General features: G+C 71.9%; 27 protein-coding genes. 13 read left to right on the forward strand and 14 right to left on the reverse strand.

Going from position 1 to position 23622, the window contains the following annotated elements; all coding sequences use genetic code 11:
* Positions 1-3: 3 nt before the first annotated feature.
* A complete protein-coding gene (locus A3CQ_RS0125120) occupies positions 4-1041 on the reverse strand; it encodes an SIS domain-containing protein (RefSeq protein ID WP_026206162.1) in 1038 nt (345 codons plus the stop codon).
* 162 nt (positions 1042-1203) lie between these two features.
* Here A3CQ_RS0125120 and A3CQ_RS53900 point away from each other — a divergent pair, with 162 nt between their 5' ends.
* On the forward strand, positions 1204-2739 hold the full coding sequence (locus A3CQ_RS53900; RefSeq protein ID WP_040432805.1) for a tetratricopeptide repeat protein: 1536 nt from the start codon (positions 1204-1206) through the stop codon (positions 2737-2739).
* Between the two features lie 7 nt (positions 2740-2746).
* On the opposite strand, the gene A3CQ_RS0125130 is transcribed toward A3CQ_RS53900, so the two are convergent.
* Positions 2747-2962 (reverse strand): biotin/lipoyl-binding carrier protein, encoded by a 216-nt coding sequence (locus tag A3CQ_RS0125130; RefSeq protein ID WP_020513717.1) that lies wholly within the window; start codon positions 2960-2962, stop codon positions 2747-2749.
* Between the two features lie 132 nt (positions 2963-3094).
* Between A3CQ_RS0125130 and A3CQ_RS64245 the strand changes: the two genes are divergently transcribed.
* Positions 3095-3169, forward strand: coding sequence for a 50S ribosomal protein bL37 (locus A3CQ_RS64245; protein WP_370657623.1), 75 nt, complete (start codon positions 3095-3097; stop codon positions 3167-3169).
* 57 nt (positions 3170-3226) lie between these two features.
* Here A3CQ_RS64245 and rsrA read toward each other — a convergent pair whose 3' ends face one another.
* The 5 genes from rsrA to A3CQ_RS0125160 all read right to left on the reverse strand — a co-directional run bounded on the left by rsrA (position 3227) and on the right by A3CQ_RS0125160 (position 6361).
* Positions 3227-3514 (reverse strand): mycothiol system anti-sigma-R factor, encoded by a 288-nt coding sequence (rsrA, locus tag A3CQ_RS0125140; RefSeq protein WP_020513719.1) that lies wholly within the window; start codon positions 3512-3514, stop codon positions 3227-3229.
* Positions 3515-3520: 6 nt separating this feature from the next.
* The gene (locus A3CQ_RS53910) at positions 3521-4321 is read right to left on the reverse strand and encodes a sigma-70 family RNA polymerase sigma factor (protein ID WP_063713605.1); all 801 of its coding nucleotides are present in this window, start codon (positions 4319-4321) and stop codon (positions 3521-3523) included.
* 78 nt (positions 4322-4399) lie between these two features.
* The gene (locus tag A3CQ_RS0125150; RefSeq protein WP_020513721.1) at positions 4400-5002 is read right to left on the reverse strand and encodes an alpha/beta hydrolase family protein; all 603 of its coding nucleotides are present in this window, start codon (positions 5000-5002) and stop codon (positions 4400-4402) included.
* 93 nt (positions 5003-5095) lie between these two features.
* A complete protein-coding gene (locus A3CQ_RS0125155; protein ID WP_026206164.1) occupies positions 5096-5491 on the reverse strand; it encodes a WhiB family transcriptional regulator in 396 nt (131 codons plus the stop codon).
* A 192-nt stretch (positions 5492-5683) separates the two neighbouring features.
* Positions 5684-6361, reverse strand: coding sequence for an SOS response-associated peptidase (locus A3CQ_RS0125160; protein ID WP_020513723.1), 678 nt, complete (start codon positions 6359-6361; stop codon positions 5684-5686).
* A 77-nt stretch (positions 6362-6438) separates the two neighbouring features.
* Here A3CQ_RS0125160 and aroA point away from each other — a divergent pair, with 77 nt between their 5' ends.
* The 4 genes from aroA to A3CQ_RS53915 all read left to right on the forward strand — a co-directional run bounded on the left by aroA (position 6439) and on the right by A3CQ_RS53915 (position 11117).
* Entirely contained in the window at positions 6439-7776 is a 1338-nt protein-coding gene (gene aroA, locus A3CQ_RS0125165; protein ID WP_026206165.1) for a 3-phosphoshikimate 1-carboxyvinyltransferase, read from the forward strand.
* A gap of 2 nt (positions 7777-7778) precedes the next feature.
* Complete coding sequence (gene rsgA / locus A3CQ_RS0125170) at positions 7779-8849, forward strand: ribosome small subunit-dependent GTPase A (protein ID WP_026206166.1); 1071 nt, start codon at positions 7779-7781, stop codon at positions 8847-8849.
* A 531-nt stretch (positions 8850-9380) separates the two neighbouring features.
* Positions 9381-10184 carry a histidinol-phosphatase gene (gene hisN / locus A3CQ_RS0125175; protein WP_020513726.1) on the forward strand — a complete coding sequence of 268 codons (804 nt, stop codon included), beginning with the start codon at positions 9381-9383 and terminating at the stop codon, positions 10182-10184.
* Positions 10185-10250: 66 nt separating this feature from the next.
* Positions 10251-11117, forward strand: coding sequence for a hypothetical protein (locus A3CQ_RS53915; RefSeq protein ID WP_211216681.1), 867 nt, complete (start codon positions 10251-10253; stop codon positions 11115-11117).
* Between the two features lie 210 nt (positions 11118-11327).
* Here the strand turns inward: A3CQ_RS53915 and A3CQ_RS0125185 are convergent, their stop codons facing one another.
* Entirely contained in the window at positions 11328-11918 is a 591-nt protein-coding gene (locus tag A3CQ_RS0125185) for a sugar O-acetyltransferase (protein WP_026206167.1), read from the reverse strand.
* Positions 11919-12102: 184 nt separating this feature from the next.
* Here A3CQ_RS0125185 and A3CQ_RS0125190 point away from each other — a divergent pair, with 184 nt between their 5' ends.
* Positions 12103-12831 (forward strand): anti-anti-sigma factor, encoded by a 729-nt coding sequence (locus tag A3CQ_RS0125190; RefSeq protein ID WP_245577322.1) that lies wholly within the window; start codon positions 12103-12105, stop codon positions 12829-12831.
* 10 nt (positions 12832-12841) lie between these two features.
* A complete protein-coding gene (locus tag A3CQ_RS0125195; protein ID WP_020513730.1) occupies positions 12842-13399 on the forward strand; it encodes a DUF5709 domain-containing protein in 558 nt (185 codons plus the stop codon).
* Positions 13400-13403: 4 nt separating this feature from the next.
* Here the strand turns inward: A3CQ_RS0125195 and A3CQ_RS0125200 are convergent, their stop codons facing one another.
* Both A3CQ_RS0125200 and macS read right to left on the reverse strand, forming a co-directional pair.
* On the reverse strand, positions 13404-14045 hold the full coding sequence (locus A3CQ_RS0125200; protein ID WP_020513731.1) for a response regulator: 642 nt from the start codon (positions 14043-14045) through the stop codon (positions 13404-13406).
* Complete coding sequence (gene macS, locus A3CQ_RS60995) at positions 14042-15148, reverse strand: MacS family sensor histidine kinase (protein ID WP_026206168.1); 1107 nt, start codon at positions 15146-15148, stop codon at positions 14042-14044. Before macS ends, A3CQ_RS0125200 begins: the two co-directional genes overlap by 4 nt.
* Positions 15149-15190: 42 nt before the next feature.
* Between macS and A3CQ_RS61000 the strand changes: the two genes are divergently transcribed.
* The 3 genes from A3CQ_RS61000 to glpK all read left to right on the forward strand — a co-directional run bounded on the left by A3CQ_RS61000 (position 15191) and on the right by glpK (position 18133).
* Complete coding sequence (locus tag A3CQ_RS61000) at positions 15191-15625, forward strand: ATP-binding protein (RefSeq protein ID WP_026206192.1); 435 nt, start codon at positions 15191-15193, stop codon at positions 15623-15625.
* 71 nt (positions 15626-15696) lie between these two features.
* Positions 15697-16611: a carbohydrate-binding protein gene (locus A3CQ_RS53920; protein WP_040432808.1), complete on the forward strand. Its 915-nt coding sequence runs from the start codon at positions 15697-15699 to the stop codon at positions 16609-16611.
* 64 nt (positions 16612-16675) lie between these two features.
* Positions 16676-18133 carry a glycerol kinase GlpK gene (gene glpK, locus A3CQ_RS0125220; RefSeq protein ID WP_020513734.1) on the forward strand — a complete coding sequence of 486 codons (1458 nt, stop codon included), beginning with the start codon at positions 16676-16678 and terminating at the stop codon, positions 18131-18133.
* Here glpK and A3CQ_RS0125225 read toward each other — a convergent pair.
* Positions 18120-19001 carry an RNA polymerase sigma-70 factor gene (locus tag A3CQ_RS0125225; RefSeq protein WP_051115345.1) on the reverse strand — a complete coding sequence of 294 codons (882 nt, stop codon included), beginning with the start codon at positions 18999-19001 and terminating at the stop codon, positions 18120-18122. The two genes, glpK and A3CQ_RS0125225, sit on opposite strands and share 14 nt — an antisense overlap.
* Positions 19002-19153: 152 nt before the next feature.
* On the opposite strand from A3CQ_RS0125225, the gene A3CQ_RS0125230 reads away from it, so the two are divergent.
* Positions 19154-19639, forward strand: a complete 486-nt coding sequence (locus A3CQ_RS0125230; protein WP_020513736.1) for a carboxymuconolactone decarboxylase family protein — start codon at positions 19154-19156, stop codon at positions 19637-19639.
* Between the two features lie 12 nt (positions 19640-19651).
* Here the strand turns inward: A3CQ_RS0125230 and A3CQ_RS63715 are convergent, their stop codons facing one another.
* Complete coding sequence (locus A3CQ_RS63715; RefSeq protein ID WP_020513737.1) at positions 19652-20887, reverse strand: chitosanase; 1236 nt, start codon at positions 20885-20887, stop codon at positions 19652-19654.
* Positions 20888-20940: 53 nt separating this feature from the next.
* The gene (locus A3CQ_RS0125240) at positions 20941-21195 is read right to left on the reverse strand and encodes a hypothetical protein (RefSeq protein WP_026206169.1); all 255 of its coding nucleotides are present in this window, start codon (positions 21193-21195) and stop codon (positions 20941-20943) included.
* 84 nt (positions 21196-21279) lie between these two features.
* Here A3CQ_RS0125240 and malQ point away from each other — a divergent pair, with 84 nt between their 5' ends.
* Complete coding sequence (malQ, locus tag A3CQ_RS53925) at positions 21280-23238, forward strand: 4-alpha-glucanotransferase (protein WP_020513739.1); 1959 nt, start codon at positions 21280-21282, stop codon at positions 23236-23238.
* Here malQ and A3CQ_RS0125250 read toward each other — a convergent pair.
* Positions 23235-23588 (reverse strand): hypothetical protein, encoded by a 354-nt coding sequence (locus A3CQ_RS0125250; RefSeq protein ID WP_020513740.1) that lies wholly within the window; start codon positions 23586-23588, stop codon positions 23235-23237. The two genes, malQ and A3CQ_RS0125250, sit on opposite strands and share 4 nt — an antisense overlap.
* Positions 23589-23622 lie beyond the last annotated feature (34 nt).

The raw sequence follows: 23622 nt of genomic DNA on the forward strand, positions 1-23622 counted from the left end.
TTTCTACAGGGTCGTGGTTACCTTCTTGAGTCCGCGCGGCGCGTCGGGGTCCTCGCCGCGGGCCAGCGCCAGGGAAAGCGCCAGCTTCTGCAGCGGCAGGATGTCGAGCAGCGCGCTGTGCCGCTCGTCGGCGACCGCGGGCACGGCGAGCCGGCCGGCCGCGCCCGGGACGTCCTCGGAACCGATGGTCACGACGTCCGCGCGGCGCTCGGCGAGGCGCGTGACGACGTCCCGCATCGACCGCCCGCCCGGCCCTTCGCCCACCACCGCGAGCACCGGCACGTCCGGGTCGGTCATCGCGAGCGGGCCGTGCAGCAGGTCGGCGCCGGAGAACGCGAGGGCGGGCAGGTACGAGGTCTCCATGAGCTTGAGGGCGGCCTCGCGAGCGGTCGGGTACGCGTACCCCCGGCCCGTCGTGACCATGCGGGAGGCGAACCGGTAGCGCTGGGCCAGCGCGTCGGCGGCCGGGTCGGCGAGCGCGTCCTCGGCGAGCTGGGGCAGCTTGTCCAGCGCCGCGCGCTCGTCGCCGGGCAGCCGGCCGTCGCCGGCCCGGACTCCCTCGATGAGCAGCAGCAGCGCGAGCAGTTCGGCCGTGTACGACTTCGTGGCCGCCACCGCCCGCTCGTGCCCGGCGGCGACGTCGATGGACAGCTCGGCCGCTCGCGCCAGCGGCGACTCGGGGTTGTTGGTGACGGCGAGGGTCAGGCCGCCGGTCTCCCGGGCCGCCTCGAGCACGCCGGTGAGGTCGGGCGAGCCGCCGCTCTGGCTGACGCCGATCACCAGGGTGTCGGTGAAGTCGGGCCGGGCGCCGTAGAGGGTGATCGCGCTCGGCGACGCGCTCGCGACCGGCAGCCCCAGCCGGATCTCGGTGAGGTACGCCCCGTACAGCGCCGCGTGGTCGGAGGTGCCGCGGGCGACGAACATCACGCTGCGCGGCCGCCGCCGGGCCACCTCGGCCGCGATCCCGGCGATCGCGGCGGAGTTCTCACCGTCCAGCAGGCGGGCGAAAACGCCCGGTTGTTCCGCGATGTCCGCCGCCATGCCCTGGCCCCGCTGCACCACGTGTTCCTCCCCTGTTGAGCGCTTCTCGCGCAGTTGCTGCGCAGTCTTGCAAGAAACAGTTTATATAGTCAACGTTTCGCGCACCAATGCGCAAAGACTGGTACTGACATCCGGGGGTCTCTTCCCCTACTGTTCTCGTTCGTGGATGTTCGCCGCGCCGCCGACCGCGCTCTTGAGCAGGCAAGATCCGCTTTGGCGCGCGATGAGCCGCACGAGGCGGCCGACCACCTCGCCGGAGCGCTCAGCCACGCGCCCACGCTCCCCGAGGCGCACGAGCTGCTCGGCCGGCTCGCCGCCCAGCCCGGTGGCGGCCTCGACCTGTTCCCCCTCGCGCCGCACGTGACCGCCGGCGGCCTCGCCGCCCGCGCCCACCTGCTCGCCGCCGCCGGCTTCCCCGAGGACGGACTGCCCCTGCTGGCCGCCGCGAGCGGGCGCTCACCCGGCGCCGACTGGGCGGGCGTTCCCTGGGTCGGCGACCCCGCGCTGGCCGTGCGCATCGAGCCCGGCCTGCTCGTCCAAGTTCTCATGCGGCTCTGCACCGCGGTGGGCGATCCGGCCCCCGAGATCACCCGCACCACGCTGCGGCCCTACCTGACCGTCGCCCGGCACGCGGTCGCCGCCCACCCCGAGCACGCCATGCTGCTCGGCGCCGGCTCCGCGCTGGCCCGGCGCATCGGCGAGACCGCCCTGGCCGTCGACTGGGCCGCCCGCGGCGCCCGGTCCCGCCCGTCGAAACTCGCCGAGATCTGGCTGGGCTACGCCTACCGCAGCGCCGGGCGGGTGCCCGAGGCCCTGGCCGCGCTGCGCCGCGCCGTCGCGCACGACCCCGACGACCTCTCGGTGTACGCGGACATCGCCGGCACCCTCGCCGACCACGGCCGCCTCGACGACGCGCTCAACTGGGTCGACCGCGCGCTGGAACGCGACCCGGAGTACGACTGCGCCGTGCACACCGCGCACCGGCTGCGCCACCGCGCCGACGGCGACCTCACCCACCTGGTGCGGCTCGCCGACTTCATCCGCGACCACCCCGACGAGTCGCACGAGCACACCGACCTCGCCGACTGCTGCCGCGACATCCCGTGGCTCGGCGGCACGCCCGCGGCGGCGCCGCTGCCCCGGGGTCACGCGCCGGCCGGCAACGAGCCGTCGGCCGACGCGGTCCGCCGGTTGCGCCAGGTCGCCTCGCTCTCCTGGGCTCACCCGCCGGCCGCCTACGACGCCGCAATCCCGCTGATCCTGGTGCCGCCGCACGACCTGCTCGCGCTGCTCGCCCACCCGCCGGCCGACGTGGCCGCCCCCGAGATCTGGGCCTGCCTCGGCCTGCTGCACCACGACGCCGAGGAGCCCTGGCTCGAGTCGGAACGCCGCCGACTGCTGCTCGACCTGCTCGACGGCGGACTCGACCGGGTCACCGAGGCCGCGCTCTTCGCACTGGTGGTGACGGCCTGGATCGACCCGTCGGCGCGCGCCGACGTGGCGGAGGTCGTCGCCGGCCGGCTCACCGAGGTCGCCGGGCGGCCCGGTGCCCGCTCGGTGGCCGAACTCGCCCAGGCCACGCCCGATCTCGGCCCGGTGGCCCGGGCCACGGCGGCCGGCATGATCCGCACGGCGGTCATCCCCCGACAGCGCGGCCGGGCCCGCAACCGCCTGCTGCTGCGCTGGCGGCGAGACTGAGCCTCGGCTAGCCGATCACGGCGATCAGGTCGCCTTCCTGGACCACGTCGCCCTCGTTGACCGCGAGCTCGGCGAGGGTGCCGTCGGTCTCGGCCAGCACCGGGATCTCCATCTTCATCGACTCGAGGATCACCAGGGTGTCGCCCTCGGCGACCGGGGCGCCGACCTCGGCCACGACCTTCCACACGTTGGCCACCATCTCGGCGCGGATCTCGTCGGCCATCGGGGTAACTCCTCTTCGTCGAGCAGCGATCAGCGTCATCAAATCATGGATCCGTCCCGGGTGCGTCCGGCGCGGCGGGACCAGCCGACTACGATCGGCCGCGGGAAACGTGCAACGAACAGGAGTCGAACCATGGCGAAGAAGTCGCGCAAGAAGAAGGCCCGTAAGAAGAGCTCCGCCAACCACGGCAAGCGCCCCAACAGCTGAGCCAGATATGCGAAAGCCCCCGGAGCCATGGGCTACGGGGGCTTCGCCATACGAGGGCTACGGGAGGTACTCCCGGGTCTCGACCTGGACCTCGAGCTGGTCGAGCTTGATGCGCAGGCGCTCGCGCAGCTCCTTCGGCGCGGTCTCGCTGCCGCAGCAGCGGGCGACCAGCGCCTTCACCTCGTGCTCGATGCCGTACTCGCTCAGGCAGCCGCTGCATTCGTCCAGGTGCTTCTGGATCAGCGCGCGCCGATCCTCGCTGCACTCCAGATCGAGGTAGAGGTAGACCTCCTCCAATACCTCACTGCAGCCGGCTTCGTGCTCCTCGCCGTTCACGCCGCTCATCTCGAGTCACGCCTCCTGCGGTTCCGAAGCGGTCCGGGTGATGCCCCGGTCTACGGCGTACTGCTCGAGCAGCTTGCGCAGGTTGCGCCGACCGCGGTGCAACCGGGACATGACGGTGCCGATGGGAGTACCCATGATGTCGGCGATCTCCTTGTACGAGAAACCCTCGACATCGGCGAGGTAGACGGCCAGGCGGAAATCCTCCGGCAGCGCCTGGAGGGCGTCCTTGATGTCGCTGTCCGGCAGGCGGTCGAGCGCCTCGGTCTCGGCCGAGCGCAGTCCGACCGACGTGTGCGACTCGGACGACGCGAGCTGCCAGTCGGTGATCTCCTCGGTCGGCGCCTGCACGGGCTGGCGCTGCTTACGCCGATAAGAGTTGATGTACGTGTTGGTCAGGATCCGGTACAGCCACGCCTTGAGGTTGGTGCCCTCCTCGAACTGGTGGAACGCGGAGTACGCCTTCAAGAACGTCTCCTGCACCAGGTCCTCGGCGTCGGCCGGATTGCGCGTCATCCGCAGACCCGCCGCGTACAGCTGATCCACGAACGGCAGCGCGTCGCGCTCGAAGCGCGCCCGGCGCTCATCCGTCCGCTCTGTCTGGGCCACCCTCTGTTCTCCCCTCGACCGCCTCGCCGAGGATACGGGTAGTGCCCCACTTGACGCTTCGAAAACAGCGGGTGTGCTGACACTCACCGATGGGATGGAGGGCGAAGACTCCGCGGCGGGCCACTCCGGGGCGGACAAAAGGTTACTCACCCGGGCAACCTCGTCACTGCCGCGTGCCACGTACTCGATTCCGGCTCGCACCTCTGGAAACCCCTTTCGACGTACAAGCTCGCGGGGTCTATAACCGCCGAGGCGCAAGTTGCATTCCCTCATCTCTTCTCATCGCGCCCAGTCGTGGCGGCGGAGCCAGTCGACGGCGAGCGCGGCGGTGGTCTTCACGTCCTTCCGGAGGTCGTGGGTGGCGCCCGGTCGCACGATCACCTCGACCTGTCCCACCGGCTCCGGCACGCCGAACGGGTCGCGGTCGCCGTTGAGCACGAGCGTCGGCAGGTCGACGGGCAGTTCGCCGGCTCGGCTGCGGTCCGGCTTACCGGGCGGATGCAGCGGAAACGCCAGGGCGAGAACCCCCGCGGCGCCGAGGGTGGTCGCGGTCCGGCAGGCGACTCTCGCTCCGCTCGACCGCCCGCCGAAGATCAGAGGCATTTCCCGTACGCCGTACTGCTCGATCACCGCGATCCACGCTTCGTCCAGTTGCCCGGCCGGGGCCGGCGCCCGCCGCCCGGCCATCCGGTACGGCTGGGTGACGAGGACGACGCGTACTCCGGCGGCGGTCGCGGCGTCGCGCACCGCAGCCAGGTCGGGCGCGTCGACGCCCCCGCCGGCGCCGTGGCCGAGAAAGAGCACGCTGACCGGCGGCCCCTCCGGCTCGACGATGCGAATTCCGGCCGGCCCGCGCGGCGTCTGGATCTCGGTGCTGGTCACCGCCCTATACAAGCAGTTCTTGGGCACGATCCAGCGACCCGCCGTCGAACTCCTTCGGCCGAGACGGGCCGCTTCTCACGGCGTACCGGAAAATCAGCGGGACAAGGGGATCAGCGTGAGCAAACGTCGATCCTCTTCGTCCGGCCCGTCGTCGACGGGATCGCCATCTGGTTTGACCCGCTCGCGCCAGGCGACGAGCATGGCGCGACGCTCACGCGGCGTGGTGCCGCCCCAGACCCCGTGACAGTCGCCGACCTGCAAGGCCCAGGCCAGGCAGGGACCCTGCACCGGGCACGTTCCGCAGAGCATGACCGCGCCTTCCGACGGCTCGTTCGGAGCCGGGAAGAACGTTTCCGGGTCCACGCTGCGGCAGGCGCCACGTGTGCGCCAGGCCTCGTCGGAGCGTCGTTCCTGGATTGCTGAGAGCAGTCGTGGGTCGCGTCGTGCGATGGCTACCTCGTGCGGACGCGGCATACGAGCCCGTGTCATCAGCCCACCTCCCCCGTGGGACCGGTGTTGCGCGTGGTGGCCCGTCCGCACCGTGCGAACCGGCACCACTCCGGCGCTGGTTTGTATCGCACGGTAGGAGATCAGAACAAGGGCCTTATCTATCTCGAAACAAAGTTCGCACTTGAAAATGCGAACATTTGCCGACAAGAGCCCCTGTTGATCATGTTCCGTTCAGAAAAGCTTTGCCTCCACGGGCGGCTCCAGCAGGTGGGGTCCGTTGTTGCGCACGTTGCCGACCGCGGGGCCCACCGGGCGGACCTCGATCGCAGCCAGTTCGTCGGCGGTCATCGGCTGTAACAACTCGGCCGGGTCGCCGCCGCCGGCCAGCCAGCCGGACCAGCGCTCGCGGGGCAGGATCAGCGGCATGCGGTCGTGCACCCGGGCCAGGCCGCCGAGCGCGGCGGTCGTCAGCACGCTGCAGGTGAGCAGCGCCTCGGGCCCCCAGGGCGACCAGATGCCGGCGAAGGCGAGCGGCTCACCGCTCGCCGGTGTCATGTAGAAGGCCTGGCGCTGCTTGCCCGCGCGGACCCACTCGAACCAGCCGTCGGCCGGGACGAGGCAGCGACGACGCGCGAACGACGGTGCGAAGGCCGGGGAGGTGGCCACCGTCTCGGATCGCGCATTGATCATCTTTGCCCCGCCGCGCGGGTCGGTCGCCCAGGGCGGCACGAGGCCCCAGCGGGCCGTGTCGAGCACGCGGGCGCCGTGGCTCGCCGAGACCCGGACGACCGGAACCGGGTCGGTGGGCGCGACGTTCCAGCTCGGCCCCAGGCCCTCGGTGACGTCGACCGCCTCGAAGAGATCGCTGAGGTCGGCCTCGCTCCGCGTCGTCGCGTACCGCCCGCACATGGCCTGTAAGGTACGCCTCTCGCCACGATCCCGGGGGGCGGGAATGCTCCGCGGAAATGTCGTAGCCCGGCGGCACAATGGCCACCGTGACTGCTGAACCCAACCCACCTCGACTCAGCCCCTGGGCCGCACCCACCGCAACCGGCCCGGTCACGGCGACCGTGCGCCTGCCCGGCTCCAAGTCGATGACGGCCCGCGCGCTGATTCTCTCCGCGCTGGCCGACGGCCCGTCCGTGATCGAGCGGCCGCTGCGCGCCCGAGATACCGAGCTGATGTCGGCCGGCCTGCGCGCGATCGGCGTCGCCGTCGACACGGCCGGCGAGGAGCGCTGGCAGGTCGAGCCGGGCCCGCTGCGGGGGCCGGCCCGGGTCGACGTGGGTCTCGCCGGCACGATCATGCGGTTCCTGCCCCCGGTCGCCGCGCTGGCCGACGGCACGGTCGAGTTCGACGGCGACCCACATGCCCGCAAGCGGCCGATGGGCCCGATCGTCGAGGCGCTGCGCTCGCTCGGCGTGGTGATCGACTCCTCGCCCACCGGCGGGCTGCCGCTGACCGTGCGCGGGTCCGGGCTGGTCGAAGGCGGTGAGGTGGTGATCGACGCGTCGGCGTCCAGCCAGTTCGTCTCCGGGCTGCTGCTGTCCGCGCCGCGCTTCGGCAAGGGCCTGGTGCTACGGCACGAGGGTCCGCCGGTGCCCTCCGCGCCGCATCTGCGCATGACCACCCACATGCTGCGGGCCGCCGGGGCCGTGGTCGACGAGAGCGTGCCCGACGTGTGGACGGTCGAGCCCGGCGCACTGCGTGGGCGCACCTGGGTGATCGAGCCCGACCTCTCCGGCGCGGCGCCGTTCTTCGCCGCCGCCATGGTCACCGGCGGGTCGGTCACGCTGGCCGGGTGGCCCTCTGGCCGCAGTCCGGGTCTTGGCGGGCCAGCCGAGAGCTGGCAGCCGGTCGGCCAGGTGATCGAGCTGCTGCGCGGGCTCGGCGCGGCCGTGACCCTCGACGAGTCGGGCCTCACCGTGCGCGGCACCGGCGAGCTGCACGGCATCACCGCCAGCCTGTCCGAGCTCAGCGAGCTGACCCCGGTGATCGCCGCGCTGGCCGCGCTCGCCGACGGGCCGAGCGAGCTGCGCGGGGTGGAGCACATCCGCGGGCACGAGACCGACCGCATCGCGGCGCTCGCGACCGAGCTCGGCAAGGTCGGTGCGGCGGTCACCGAGTTCCGGGACGGTCTGCGCGTCGAGCCTCGACCGCTGCACGCCGCGTCCTTCGAGACGTACGCGGATCACCGGATGGCGCACGCCGCCGCGGTTATCGGACTCGCCGTCCCGGGCATCTCCCTCACCGACGTAGCGTGTACGTCGAAGACGTTGCCCGAGTTCCCCGAACTCTGGGCGGGACTCGTGGCGAGGAGCTAGATCTGCCAGGACGCAAACGGGAGTACGACGAGGACGACGTCCGGATCCGGCCGGCCCGGTCGTCGCGCCCGCGCACCCGCACCCGGCCCAAGCACGACGACGCCGTCGACGCGCTGGTCATCGCCGTGGACCGGGGCCGGTACGGCTGCGTGCGCGAGGACGGTGATGTCGACAGCCCGATCATCACCGCGATGCGCGCCCGAGAGCTGGGCCGCAAGTCGGTGGTGGTCGGCGACCGGATCGCGCTGGTCGGCGACGTTTCGGGCGCACCGGGTGCGCTGGCCCGCATCGTCCGCATCGCCGACCGCACGTCGGTGCTGCGCCGCACCGCGGACGACGATGACACCACTCCCGAGGGCCGGCTCGAGCGCGTCGTGGTCGCCAACGCCGACCAGCTGGTCATCGTCAGCGCCCTGGCCGACCCGCCCCCGCGCACCGGCTTCATCGACCGCTGCCTGGTCGCCGCGTACGACGCCGACATCGAGCCCCTGCTCTGCCTGACCAAGGCCGACCTGGCTGGTCCGTCCGCCGTCCTCGACTACTACGCCGAACTGGATCTGCCATACGTTCTGGTCCAGCCCGACAGCGACCTGGCCGACCTGCGAAAACGCCTGGCCAGCCAGATCTCGGTCATGGTCGGGCACTCCGGCGTCGGCAAGTCCACGCTGGTCAACCGCCTGGTACCGGACGCGCTGCGCGCCGTCGGCTCGGTCAGCGCCATCGGCAAGGGCCGCCACACCTCCACCAGCGCCGTCGCCCTCCGCCTGCCGCCGGTCGGCCGCTCCCGCAAAGACCCCGGCTGGATCATCGACACGCCCGGCATCCGGAGCTTCGGCCTCGCCCACGTGAGCGCGGAAAGCCTGCTGCACGGCTTCCCCGACCTGGTCGAGGGCACCCTGGAAGACCAGCCCAACTGCGGCCACACCGGCAACGACCTCGAGTGCCGCCTCGACGCCTGGGTGGCCGCGGGCAAGGCCGACCCCCGCCGGCTGGCCTCCTACCGCCGGTTGCTGGCCTCCCGGGCCGGCGAGCTGGACTCCCGAGACCACCCCGAACCCGAACTCCCCGCCTGACGGCCGCCCAATTGCTGCCTGCTTGGCGCGCGCCCTCACCCGCGGCTGCATATCAACTCCGACTGCCGCCGCCCCCGCCATCGCGGGCTGAGCTGGGACGGCCATGGCCCGGGTCGCGCCTGGTCGCGGCGCGGCGCGGCCCGCCCGGCGCCGTAAATGGCCGGGCAGGCCATCGCCCGGGTCGCGCCTGGTCACGGCGCGGCGCCGCCCGCCCGGCGCCGTAAATGGCCGGGCAGGCCATCGCCCGGGTCGCGCCTGGTCACGGCGCGGCGCGGCCCGTCACGGCGCTGGGTGGTCGCGCTGGGTTGCCGTGGCCCGTGCTCGGTTGCGCGGAGCGCGGCCCGCCCGGCGTCGTGAGTGGCTGGGCAGGGCGGCCATGGCCGGGGCGCTGCACGGTTGCGCGAAGTTTGGCCGGTTGCGGTCGGAGGGCGAGATCCGCTCGGCGCCCCACCCCGGCGCGAGCGGGCGGCGGCGTCTCTTGGAGTGGGCCGGGCGGGTCGTCGGGGGCTTCGATCGGCTAGCGTGCGTCGCATGGCTGGATATGCCGACGATCTTGCGCTGGCTCATTTACTTGCCGACACGGCGGATTCGATCTCGATGGGGCGGTTTCGGGCGCTCGATCTGCGGGTGGAGTCGAAGCCGGATCTGACCCCCGTCTCTGATGCCGACACCGCCGTTGAGCAGGCTATTCGGGCCACGTTGGCTCGCGCTCGGCCTCGGGACGGGGTGTTGGGGGAAGAGTTCGGGCACACCGAGGCGGCGGCGGGGCCGGGGAGCCGGCGGTGGGTGATCGATCCGATCGACGGGACCAAGAACTTTGTGCGCGGGGTGCCGATCTGGGGAACGCTGATCGCGCTGCTCGAGGGTGAGGTTCCCGTCGCGGGACTGGTGTCGGCGCCGGCGTTGGGGCGGCGGTGGTGGGCCGCCCGCGGGCATGGGGCCTTCGCGGGCAAGCACCAGCATGCGGCCACGCGGATCGGCGTGTCCGGGGTGGGGCGGCTCTCGGACGCCAGCTTCTGCTTCGCGAGCCTCGACGGGTGGGCGTCGGTCGGGCGGCTCGAGGCGATCGTCGACCTGAGCCTGAGCGCCTGGCGCAGCCGGGCTTATGGGGATTTTTACGGTTACATGCTGTTGGCCGAGGGCGCGCTCGACATCATGGTCGAGCCGGAGCTGTCGCTGTGGGACGTGGCGGCGCTCATCCCGATCGTCACCGAGGCCGGCGGGACGATCACCGACCAGACGGGCCGCCCACCCGGTGACAAGACGGCCGCCATCGCCACCAACGGGCTCCTGCACGAGACGATCCTGACCGCGCTGACCAGCCCGAAGCGCTGAGCGAAGCGGCAAACCTGGTCTATCGTGCGTCAGGTGGTGACTCCGGGCTGGTTCTTCCTCGCCGCCATGATCGTGGCGTACGGGGTCGCGAACCTGCTGCAATCGGCGGCTGCGGCGCGCACGACCGTGCACCACACCTTTGATCCCGGACTGCTCGTGCGGCTCGCCGGGCAGCGCACCTACCTGCTCGGCATCGGGTGTCAGGTGCTCGGCTTCGTGCTGGCGTTTCTCGCCCGGCGAGACCTGCCGCTGTTCCTCGTGCAGGCGAGCGTCGCGGCCGGGCTGGGAGTGACCGCCATCCTCGGGGTGGTGATCCTCAAGTGGAGTCTGCCCGCGGCCGAGGTCGTGCTGCTGGCGTTGCTGCTGGGCGGCATCACGGCGCTGGTGCTGGCGGCGCAGCCGGCGCATTCACGCCGGCTGGGAACTGCCGTCGTGGTTCTGCTCGCCGTGTCGGTCCTGGTGATCGCGGTGTCAGGATTTTTCGCGGTACGCCTCCACGGCGCACTCGGCTCGGTCGTGCTGGGCTCCCTCGCGGGCATCGACTTCTCGGCCGCGGCCATCGCGGCCCGGCCCCTGGCCAACGAGCACTCGGTCAGCGGCTTCTTCACCAATCCGCTGCTCTATCTCCTGGTGATCCACTCGCTCGTAGGGCAGCTGCTGTTGGGCCTGGCCATGCAACGGGGCTCCACCACGGCCGCGGTCGCCGCCATGGACGCGGCCGGGGCAGTGCCCGCGGCGATCGTCGGCCTGCTGCTGCTAGGAGACCGGATCCAGGAGGGCCGATCCTGGCTGGCGGTGATCGGTTTCGTGGCCACGCTGGCGGCGGTGATCGGCCTGACCCGCTACGCCGAGCCGCAGCACCACCACGCCACGACCCCCACGCGACGAACCGATCCGGCGGCCGGTCTACGAGCGGCCACAACCGGCCGCTGACCTCAGGACGCGCTGATCCCCGGGGCGCACTGACGGCCGGCTGACCTCCGGACGCGCTGATCCCCGCGGGCGCGCTGACGGGCAGGCCGGCCCTCCGGACGCTGAGCCCAGGCGCGCTGATGCCCGCGGCGCGCTGACGGGCAGGCCGGCCCTCCGGGCGCTGAGCCAGGCGCGCTGAGCTTCGGGCGCGAGTTCCGGGACGGCCTGGCGCTATGGGCGGAAGCCCGTCTTGTCGGCGTGAGTTATTTCGCGCTGGACTCGGGCGGGCACGCCGGCGGCGATGACGTTGGCGGGCAGGGAGCGGGTCACCACGCTGCCCGAGCCGACGATGGTGTTGTCGCCGATGGTTATGCCCTGGTTGATGGTCACGCCGCCGCCCAGCCAGACGTGATCGCCGATGGTGACCGGCTTCGCGTAGCAGGCCCCGGCCGCCCGCTCGCCGGGGTCGACCGCGTGGTTCGACGTGTAGATGCCCACGCGCGGCCCGAAGAGCACGTGGTCCCCGATCGTGATGCCGCCGCCGTCGAGCAGGACGCAGTCGAAGTTGGCGTAGAAGTTGTCGCCGACGCGGACGTTGTAGCCGAACTCGCACCGAAACGTCGGCTCGAAGTGGCAGCCGCGACCCACCGCACCCAGCAGGCGGCGGAGCACGGCCTCGCGCTCGTCCTGGGGCCGGCCGAAGGTGTCGTTGTATTCGCTGGTCAGCAGCACCGCTCGCTGACGGGCTTCGATGAGCTCCGGCGTGAGGTCGTTGTACATCTGCCCGGAGAGGATGAACGCCCGCTGCTCGTCAAGATTCACCAGTCGATCCTCGCCCGCCGCCACCGCCGACCGGAACGCCACGACGATGAACGCCGCGAAACACGCAGAGTGAGCGGCGCGGGTGTGAGGGGGTCGAGAGCGGGTATTGCGCGGTTATGTGGCGAATAACGGTCCCGGTTGTGGAAATGCGAAGAGGGGACGCGTTATGCACAATGGAGCGATCATGTCGAGCGACGTGCGACACCTGGTGGACCACGCACGGCCGTATCCGCTGGTCCGGCTGAGTGGGGTGATCGACGCGGCCGGCGCGGACGGCGTACGCGACCTGCTGCTCGATGTGCTCGCGGAGCAGCCCGAGGCGATCGTGGTGGACGTCGCGGGGGTGGAACTGCGGGAGCCGGCGGCCGCGGTGGGGGTGCTGCGCCAGGTCTCCCGCGCGACCGGAGACTGGCCGGGCGCGCGTCTGACGCTGTGCGACGAGCGTGGGGAAGACGCCTGGCGAGGGTCGGGATGGGTGTTTCGGCCGGACAGTGCGGCGGCGTTTGCCGAGCTGGGGGCGCCCCGGAGCGGGAATCGGATCCGGCTGGATCTCAAACCCGAGGTGAGCGCCGCGCGGCGGTGTCGGGAGGCGATCTCCCAGGCCTGCGTGCGATGGGGCAGACCGGCGCTCGCCGAGGGCGCCCGCATCGTCGTCACCGAGATGGTCAACAACGTGGTGGCGCACGCGGGGACGGCGATGATCGTGTTGATCGCCACCAGGGGTGACATCCTCAGCATTGCGGTACGTGATCAGTCGGTGACCGGTCCGGCCTATGGCGGCGGACAGGTGTCGTCCACGGCCGACGGAGGGCGGGGAATGCTGCTGATCGACTCCGTCGCCGAGCGGTGGGGCAGCCTGGCGCTCGCCGATGGCAAGGTCGTGTGGGCGCTGCTCGCGCAGCCGCGCGAGTAGATTGCGACCCATGCGAGACAACGACTATCCGTCTGAGGTTTCCGACCCGGAGTCGTCCGGGCTGCCGGGCACCGCGGACGACGATTCCAACGCCTACGACTCGGTGGAGAGCACCCGCTGGGCGGACGGCGCCGACCCGGCCGCGCTGGCCGGCACCGGGCCCGGGGGCTCCAACCGCTTCGGCGACACGGCCGAGGAGGCACGGCAGGGCGAGTCCCTCGACGCCCGCCTCCGGCAGGAGAGCCCCGACTACGGCGCCGAGGACCCGATTCCGCAGCGGCGCGACCCGATCGACGAGACCGTCGACAGCTCCGAGCAGCGCGACTTCGACGCCGACGTGTGGGGCGCGAGCCCGACCTCCGACCCGAAATCGCAGATCTCCCTGTACGACGACGGGCAGCTGGACTACGACGACCCGGAGCCGGTGGGCCGTCTCGTGGCGCCCGACGAGGGGTATGGCTTCGACGACGAGACCGACAGCGTGGCCTACGACGCGGGCGCGGCCGGTGGCGGCGCGAGCGCCGAGGAGCTGGCCATTCACGAGACCAACGCCCCGGATTACGACTGAGCTCTCAGTCCAGGCCCTGCTCGATGGCGTACCGGGTGAGCTCGACCCGGTTGTGCAGCTGAAGCTTGCCGAGCGTGTTCTGGACGTGGTTCTGCACCGTGCGGTGGCTCAGCACGAGCCGCTCGGCGATCTGCCGATAGGACAGGCCCTTCGCCACCAGGCGCAGCACCTCGGTCTCACGCTCGGTAAGTCTCGGTGCGCCCGGGTCGGAGCCGGCCGGCTCGACCGCGAGCCGGCGGAACTCGCCGAGCACGAGCCCGGCCAGCCCGGGCGTGAAGACCGTGTCGCCGGCCGCGGTGCGGCTCACCGCGTCCAGGAACTCGGCCGGGCCGGCCGATTTGAGCAGGTAGCCGGCCGCGCCGGCCTTCACCGCGTCGAGCACGTCCTGCTGCTCGCCGCTGGCCGAGAGCATGAGGATGCGCACCTCGGGCAGGGCGGCGCGCAGGCCGTTGATCACCTCGACCCCGGACACGTCAGGCAGCTGCAGGTCGAGGACGACGACGTCGGGGCGCGCGGCGGCCGCGATGCGTACGGCCTGGCGGCCCTCGCCGGTGGTGGCGACCACCTCGTAGCCCGCCGCCGCCAGGTCGCGGCCGACGGCCTCGCGCCACATCGGGTGGTCGTCGACCACCATCACCCGGATCATGTGGCCAGCCTAATCTCCACCTCGGTGCCCTCCCCCGGCGCCGAGACGATCGTCGTGCCGCCGCCGAGGTCGGCGACGCGGCCGCGGATCGACTGGGCGACGCCGAGCCGTCCCTGCGCCTCGGCCTGGGCCAGGCGGTCGGGGGCGATGCCGGGACCCTCGTCGCGCACGGTGACCACCACCCCGTCCGGCGCGTCCTCGACGAGCACGAAGGCCTTGGTGCCGGGCGGGCAATGCCGATCGACGTTGTCGAGGGCGGCCGCGACGGCCGCCGTCAACTCCCGCGCGGTCGCGCCGGGCAGCCGGACCGCGTGCGCCGGGCCGGAGAGGGTCACGCTCGCTTTCGCGTACGGCCCGAGCAACGCCATCAGGTCGACCTCGGCACGATCGTCGACGGCCTCGGCCGCGTTCGCGGCGACCAGGTGGCGCAGGGCCGCCTCGGTCTCCCCGGCCAGCCGGGCCAACTCGCCCTCCTCGCGGCGCTGGACCATGGCCAGCACCTGGAGCACCGAGTCGTGGATGTCGCGGGCCAGCCGCTCCCGCTCCCGGGTCGCCGCCTCGATCTCGACCGCGCGCTGCAGCCGTTCCTGGGACACCTCGGCCAGCCGCACCAGATAGCCGACCGCGATCGCGGCCAGCAGCATCAGGACCGAGCCCGTGAACGCCGCCTGGTCGTAGTGCGCGCGGACGGCGAGGTCGGTGGCGCCCATGGCGAGCGCGGCCGCGATGCCGGCCCGCCGGCCGCCGGCGACCGCCCAGGCGAGCACGGGCGCGACGTGCCAGGCGACGGCGAGCGTGGGCTTGCCGTCCTCGAGGGCGGCGCGGCCGACGATCGGCACGCTGGCGGCCAGGGCCGCCGCGGTGATCAGCAGGTCGGCGACGAGCAGCGGGACGCGGCGGCGGGCGGGATTCGGGTACGCGTACGTGGTGAAGACCGTCCAGCCGGCCATGATCGCCAGCACCGGCCAGGCGAGAACCGGCTCCGCGTAGTGCCCGACGTTGCGGACCACCAGGATCGTGGCGTACGTCAGCGCGGCGATCCGGTACACCGCGATCGCCCGCCACAGCGGCGCCTGGAACCGCGTGTCCCGCTCCTGGGGCATGCGCCGACCATCCCACATCTCACCGACGCGCCGGGCCCCGCCCTGCGGGAAGATCAGACGTCGCCTACCGTCGAAGTCATAGGCACCGAGGTTCTGCTCACCGAGACGTTCGACCACAGCTCGATCACCGCGCTGCGGCACGCCGTCGCGTCCCGCGCGCGCGAGGGTGGACTGGCCGGCGACCGGCTCGACGACTTCGTGGTGGCGGTCAACGAGCTGCTGACGAACGCGGTGCGGCACGGCGGCGGCCTGGGCCGGGTGGCGCTGTGGCGGCAGGACGGCGACGTGGTGTGCGAGGTGAGCGACTCGGGTGCCGGGCTGTCCGGACCGCGGCCGACGATACGGCCGGCCACCGATCAGCCGGGCGGCTGGGGCCTGTGGCTCGCCGAGGAACTGACCGACACGTTCCGGCTCGAGACCGGGAACGGTGGAACGACCGTCCGGGTGTCCAGTCGAGTTTCCTTAAGCGACTCTTAAATCCGCTCGTCCGATCTTGCTTGCCGAGCGACACCTCGAAAAAGTCGTGCCTGCTGTTATTGGAGGGGGTCGTGGTGCACGAGGCACGTCATCGGACCGGCACGTCGTCGTGGTGGATCCGCCCGCGCGCCGCGGCCGCACTCGCAGTAGCCACCGCGGGACTGGCGGTGGCGATCTGGCTCCCCGGGCGCGGCGATGTGGCCTCGGCGGAGGTGCACCAGAGCGACGCCGCCGCGCGGTTCGGACACAGCATCTTCGAGGACAACTTCGCCGGCGACGACCTCGATCTCTCGAAATGGGCACTGCTGCGGGACGACGGTTCCCCCGCCAACGGTGGGGCGCAGGTCGAGGACGGCGAGCTCCAGGTCGACCGGCTGATGCGCAGCACGCAGAGCTTCACCGACGCGTACGGGCACGCCGAGGCGCGAATCAAGGTGCGCCGGGAGAACGGCGTGTGGCGGGCGTTCGCGGTGCTGGACGAGAACGGGCGGGTTCCGCAGGGCACGCTGGAGACCATCGACGGCGGCATCGACCCGACGTCCGGGCGCAATTTCCACACGTACGCGATCGACTGGTCCCCCGAGACGGTGGTCTGGTCGGTCGACGGGCGGCCGAGTCTGCGGCTCGTGCGGGCGGAGCAGGGCGGCCCGCTGACGCTGGTGCTGAACCTGGCCACCGACGGGCGCTCGGCGTCGCCGATGGTGGTCGACTTCGTCCAGGTGTTCACGAACTCGTCGGCGTCGCCTTCGCCCTCGTCCTCGGCCTCGGAATCGACGTCGCCCTCGCCTTCGACTTCGCCTTCGCCGTCATCCTCGCTCTCGCCCCCGCCGCCTGCGCCCACCGTCGCCGCCTGGACGCCCTTCACGGCGTACGCGGTCGGTGATCTTGTGAAGTTCCAGGGTGTGACCTACCGAGTGCTCGAGGCGCACACCTCGCTGCCCGGCTGGGAGCCGACCAAGCTGCCCAACCTCTTCGCAAAGGTGTAAAGACCGGCAGCGCGATCGACTCGTCGAAGTGGGACCCGGGCGTGATGGATTACCGTCTTCGTTCGTGAGCTATGTCGCCGCCATCGATCAGGGCACCACCTCGTCGCGCTGCATCGTTTTCGACGCGTCCGGGAGCATCGTCTCCGTGGCGCAGCGGGAACACCGCCAGATCTTCCCCCGCCCCGGCTGGGTCGAGCACGACGCTCGGGAGATCTGGGAGGCCGTGCGGCAGGTGGTGTCCGAGGCGGTCGGCTCGCTCGAGATCGCCGCCGTCGGCATCACCAACCAGCGGGAGACGACGCTGGTGTGGGACCGGGCGACCGGCGAGCCGGTGGCGAACGCGATCGTCTGGCAGGACACGCGCACCGATGCTCAGCTGCGGCGCTTCGACCAGGCCTTCGGCGAAAAGGCTTTCCGGCAGCGTACGGGGTTGCCGCTCGCGCCCTACTTCGCCGGATCCAAGCTCGCCTGGCTGCTGGAGAACGGTTTCCATGAGCGCGCGAAGCGCGGCGAGTTGCTGTTCGGCACGATGGACAGCTGGCTGATCTGGAAGCTGACCGGCCGCCACCTCACCGACGTCACCAACGCCAGCCGCACGCTGCTGATGAACCTCGAGACCCTGGACTGGGACCCCGAGATCCTGGCCGCCGTGGACATTCCGCGCGCGATGCTGCCCGAGATCCGCTCCTCGGCCGAGGTCTACGGCGAGGTGAACGAGGGTCCGCTGGCCGGGGTGCCGCTCGCCTCGGCGCTCGGCGACCAGCAGGCGGCGCTGTTCGGGCAGACCTGCTTCGCGCCGGGCGAGGGCAAGTGCACGTACGGCACCGGCAGCTTTCTGCTGCTGAACACCGGCACCTCCCCGGTCACCTCCCAGCACGGCCTGCTCACCACGGTCGGGTACCGGATCGGCGACCGGCCCGCCGTCTACGCGCTCGAGGGCTCGATCGCGGTGACCGGCTCGCTGATCCAGTGGCTGCGCGACAACATCGGCCTGATCAGCTCGGCCGCCGAGGTGGAGGAACTGGCTCGGACCGTGCCCGACAACGGCGGCTGTTACCTGGTGCCGGCGTTCTCCGGACTGTTCGCGCCGCACTGGCGCTCCGACGCGCGCGGCGCCCTGGTCGGCCTCACCGGCTACGTCACCAAGGGCCACATCGCCCGGGCGGCGCTGGAGGCGACCGGCTGGCAGACCCGCGAGGTGGTCGACGCGATGCTGGCCGACGGCGACACCCCGCTGGCCGAGCTGCGCGTCGACGGTGGCATGACCCGCAACGGGCTGCTCATGCAGTTCCTGGCCGACGTGCTGCGGGTGCCGGTGGTGCGGCCCACCGTGGCCGAGACGACGTGCCTGGGCGCGGCCTACGCGGCGGGCCTGGCCGTCGGCTTCTGGCCCGACACCGACGCGCTGCGAGCCAACTGGCAGCGCGACGCGACCTGGCAGCCTCTCCTTGCGAACGAGGAAGTCGAGCGGGAGTACGGCCAGTGGAACAAGGCGGTCGAGCGCACCCTCAACTGGGTCTGACCACACCCCGGTCGAGGCCGGTCTCGCGCCGGAGGTACGACAGCTTCTCCGGATTGCGGACCGCGTACAGGCCGGTGATCAGGCCGTCCTCGACGCGGGCCGCGATGACGTTGTCGATCCGGCCGTCGATCCAGGTGATCAGTGCCGGGTGGCCGTTGACGTGCGCCGGCCGGAGCGACGCGGTGGCGAGCCGGCTGAGCACCTCGGCCACGGCGCCGGCGCCGGCGATGGGCACCTGGGCGGCCTGCACCACGCCGCCGCCGTCGGTGAGCAGCACGACATCGGGGGCGAGGATGTCAAGCAGGCGTTGCAGGTCCCCGGTCTCGATCGCCCGCCGGAACGCCTCGATCGCACCGCGGGCGTCGGCCGTCGAGACGACCTCGCGCGGCCGGCGGGCCGCGACATGCGCCCGGGCCCGGTGAGCGGTCTGGCGTACGGCGGCCGCGGTCTTGCCGACGGCCTCGGCGATCTCGTCGTACTCCAGGTCGAACACCTCGCGAAGGACGAAGACCGCGCGCTCGGTCGGCGTGAGCGTCTCCAGCACCAGAAGCATCGCCATCGAGACGCTGTCGGCCAGCTCGACGTCGTCGGCGACATCGGGCGTGGTCAGCAGCGGCTCGGGCAACCAGGGACCGACGTACGACTCCTTGCGGCGACGCAGCGTCCGCAGCCGGCTCAGCGCCTGCCGCGTGGTGATGCGCACCAGGTACGCCCGCTGGTCGCGCACCGCCTCCAGATCGACGCCCACCCATCGGAGCCAGGTCTCCTGCAGGACGTCCTCCGCGTCGGCCGCCGACCCCAGCATCTCGTACGCGACGGTGTAAAGCAGCCTGCGGTGGGCCACGAACGCCTCGGTAGCAGCATCCATCCGGTCGGCACCTCTTCCCTTGCTCCCGACTGTGCCACCCACCAGACGCTCGTCCGCGCCGTCCTGTGACGGTGTCCCGCGTCACTGTCACGGGAACAGGGCCACCGGCATCTCCATGTCCGTCACACCACCGCACAACGGAGGACGAGATCATGGAACCCCGTTTCAACCTGGCCGCCAACGAGCTCGGCGCCAAGATCGGTAAGCGGTTCTACAACGTCAGCCTGGCGATCGAGCAGTCGGCACTGCCCAAGGCCGTCCAGGACCTGGTGATGCTGCGGGCCAGCCAGATCAACGGATGCGGCTTCTGCGTCGACTTCCACAGCAAGGAGGCCGCGGCCGCCGGCGAGACGGCGGTGCGGTTGAACCTGGTCGCCGCCTGGCGCGAGTCGAGCGTGTTCACGGTGGCCGAGCGGGCCGCGCTGGCCCTGGCCGAGGAGGGCACCCGGCTCGCCGACGCCTACACCGGCGTGTCCGACGCGACCTGGGCCGCGGTGCGCGAGCACTACGACGACGACCAGGTCACCGCGCTCGTCTATCTGGTCGCCATGATCAATGCGGCCAATCGGCTCGGCGTCATCGTGCGGACGCCGGGTGGGTCATACGAGCCCGGGATGTTCGCCACCCTGGCCAGCTGACCCCGCGGTCGGTCACGGCCCGCTGATCCGGTACTGGTCGCCGTAGACCTTCCAGGTCAGCGGGCCGGCCAGGTCGAGGTTGCTGCGACGCAGGAAGAGGCGCTGGGCGGTGTCGACGCGGGTGGTGTCGCTGTGTGCCTCCTCGGTGCGCATCTCCCTGACCCGCGCGTCGAGGAAGGCGTCGAGGTACGCCGGCTCGTCGCCGCCCTGGGCCGGTGACTTCGCGCTGGTCAGCGCGTGCTGCCGGATGCTCTTGAGGCCGGAGACGCCGTGCATGACGGCGGCGTCGTAGTAGGCGAACTGTCCGAGCGCCCGCAGACCGTCGGTCCTGGCCAGGCGCACGGCAGGCCAGAAGTACATCTTGTCCCGCTCGTCCTCCTGCACCTTCTGGAAGACGGGGTCGCGGGAGGCCGCCTTCCAGGCGGCGGGGAAGCCGGGATCAAGGCCCGCGTGCGAGTCCGAGCCGTCGACCGTGCGCAGGGCCGGGAGGTACGCGGCGAGCACGTTGCCGGGCTCACGACGGGTGTACTCCTCGACCACCTCGAGCATGTCCGAGGTGCCCGAGCAGAACCCGACGATCCCGGCCGTGTAGCCCCGCCCGTCGCCGATGTCCTCGATGTAGCCGTACTCCTGGCGCCAGGACAGCGTCGAGTTCTCGGCGCTGGACACCAGCTCGAGCGCGGTCTCCTTCTTGCGCCGGTCCTCGAGCCCGGCCGCGATCGAGCCGCCGGCCGGGTGCACCGCCACCGCTTTGATCAAGGCGGAGGGACCGTACGCCTTGATCTCGAAGAGCGCGTAGCCGCCGGTGCTCGCGGCCCGCTGGGTGGCCAGCACCCGCACGTAGCGGCCGGAGCCGCCGAGGCGCTTCAGGTCGTCGACGCCGCCGTTGCCGGCCCGGGTCGCGTACACGTCGGTCCAGTTGGCACCGTCCACCGAGGTCTGCACCCGGTACGTCCGCGCGTACGTCTTGTCCCAGCGGAGGACCACCCGGTCGATGTCACGCACGCCGCCGAGGTCGATGCGCACCCACTGGGTGCCCGGCCCGGGGGCGCTCTCCCAGCGGCTCGACGGGTCGGAGTCGGTGGCCTGGCCCGCCTCCCACACGCCGCCGCGCTCCGAGGAGGCGATCGCCGGGCGGCCACGGGAGATCAGCACGTCGCTGTTCGCGCTCGCGGCCACCGAGATGGCCAGCGGCACACAGAGCAGCACGGTTATGCCGGCGCCGAGCGCGAGCGTGCGTATCCGCATCCTTCGACGCTAGTGCGCCGCTCGCGAGGGCCGCTGGCGATTGGTCGCTTTCCCTACTTCCGGCGGCGGCTGCGGGTCACCAGCACGACGGTCAGGACGATCGCCGCGATCACGAACAGGCAGCACAGGCTGCCGAAAATGCCGAAGAATCCGAACCCGGTCCGGCGGCGACGATATTTGGCCGCCTCGACCGCGACGTCGGCCACACCGTTGCCGGCCGCCCAGGCGTGCACCGGCACCACCAGGGTGAGGATCACGCCGGTCACCGCCGCGGCCGCCCGCGACCACCACTTCACCACTGCAGACATGTGTTCCATCCTGACCCACTTACGCAAGCGCGAGGGGCAGGACATCAGGCAGGGTAGGAGACAAAGGATGCGGAAGGGGTGCGGATGGACGCCGATCTGGTGGCATTGGCCGAGGCCCACGGGGTGGCCACCTGGTACGAGGACTGGCATCGGGAGCACAAGGACGTCTCCGCGGAGTCGGTGATCGGGGTCCTCGGCCTGCTCGGGGTGGATGCCACGACGCCCGCCGCCATCTCCTCCGCGCTCGCCGCCGTCGGCGAGAGGGGCAAATCGGGTCGCCTGCCGGGGACGATCGTGGTTCGCGTCGGCACCGGCCGGGCGTTGCCGGCCCCGGCGGTGATCACGCTCGAGGACGGCCGGGCGATTTCGGATTTGTCCGAAATCCCCGAGACCCTCCCGCTCGGCTGGCACCGCCTCGACGTCGGCGGGCAGGAGATCACGCTGGTCGTCGTGCCGGACGAGCTGCCGGCCCCGCCCGACACCTGGGGCTGGATGCTGCAGCTCTACGCCCTGCACTCGGCCGGCTCGTGGGGCATGGGCGACCTCGGCGACCTGCGCACGTTCGTGGGCCAGGCCGGCGACCCGGGCCTGATCCTGCTCAACCCACTGCACGCGATCACGCCCACGCTGCCGGTGCCGCCATCGCCGTACGCGCCCTCGAGCCGCCGCTTCTCGAACCCGCTCTACCTGCGCGTCGACGACACCGCGGAGTACCGCCGGGCCGACCCGGCACTGCGGACCCAGGTCGACGCGCTCCGGCCGCGCCCCTCGAAGCTGATCGACTACACCGCGATCTGGCAGGCGAAACGGGCGGCGCTGGAGCTGCTCTGGCCGCTGGCCGGCGAGGTCGACCTCACCGCCGACCCCGGCCTGCTGGACTTCGCCCGGTTCTGCGCGCTCGCCGAGCTGTACGGCGCGAACTGGCAGGAGTGGCCGCCCGAGTTCCGCCGGCCCGACTCCCCCGCGGTCCGGGCGTTCCACAGCGACCGGATCGCCTTCCACGCCTGGCTGCAGCGCCTTGTCAAGGAGCAGCTCGACGCCGTGAACGCGGCGGCCGCCGAGCGCGGCATGCCGGTCGGGATCGTGCTCGACCTCGCCGTCGGTACCGACCCGAGCGGCGCCGACGGCTGGCTGCTGCAGGACGTGCTGGCCGAGGGCGTGCACGTCGGCGCGCCGCCGGACGCGTTCAACCAGCTCGGGCAGGACTGGGGCGCGGCGGCCTGGCGGCCCGACCGGCTCGTCGAGACGGGGTACGCGGCTTATCGCGACATGCTGCGGCGGATCTTCGCGAGCGCCGGCGGCCTGCGCGTCGACCACGTGGCCGGACTGTGGCGACTGTGGTGGGTGCCGCCGGGCATGGGCGCGGCCGGCGGGACGTACGTGCATTACGACCCGGAGGCGATGCTCGGCATCCTGGCGCTGGAGGCGAGCCGGGCCGGCGCCGTGGTGATCGGCGAGGACCTCGGCACCGTGCTGCCCGAGGTCACCGAGGGCCTCGAGCGGATGAACATGCTGGGTTCGGCGGTGCTCTGGTTCACCCGGGACTACGACGACCCCGCACGCGGATACCTGCCGGCCGAGGAGTACCCGCGCAACGCGCTCGCCACGATCTCCACGCACGACCTGCCGACCGCGGCCGGCTTCCTCGCCGGCGAGCAGGTGAAGGTGCGGGCCGAGCTGGGGCAGCTGGCCGGCTCGGTGGCGGACGAGCGGAAGGCCGCCGAGAAGGACCGGGCGCAGCTCAAGGCGGCGCTGCGGGCCGAGGGCCTGATCACGGCGGCGAGCACGGACGACGAGATCGTGGTGGCCATGCACGAGTTCCTGGCCCGTACGCCCTGCCGGTTCGTGACGGCCTCGCTCTACGACGTGCTCGGCGAGCTCGACCAGCCCAACCTGCCGGGGACCGTCGACGAGTATCCGAACTGGCGGATGCGGCTCGCCCTCAGCCTCGAGCAGATGGCCGGCGACTCGAGGATCACCCGGATCGCCGGCATTCTCGGCAAGAGAAGCGCCCGCGTTCTCGGCAAGCGGGATCGCCGCTAGAGCGGCGGGGGCGGCGGGTCGTCGTCCACCGCGAACAGCATCGGGTGCAGGGGCAGGAAAGCGTCCCGCTGGCGGCAGAGAGCCGGCGGGAGCAGCGAGGAGCGGTGTTCCGGGTGTTCGGCGCAGTGGCGCATGGCCCGGGACACCGCGTCCGCGTGGTGGCGCCCGCCGCCGTACTCGCCGCACGTCTCGCAGTCCCAGCGCCAGAAATGCTGGCCCTCCTCCGACAGGTACCGGCGGATCCGCAGCGGCGGGCCGGCCTCTTTCTGAGCCGCGGCCAGTATCGCGGGCATGCGCTCGTCGAGCGACATCCCGCCGATCATCTGTGCGAGCACATTGCTCGTCGACACGGCCCACCTCCCGTACTGAATAAGAGGTAGTTAA

Source organism: Paractinoplanes globisporus DSM 43857 (assembly GCF_000379645.1).
In the GTDB taxonomy this organism is placed as follows: domain Bacteria; phylum Actinomycetota; class Actinomycetes; order Mycobacteriales; family Micromonosporaceae; genus Actinoplanes; species Actinoplanes globisporus.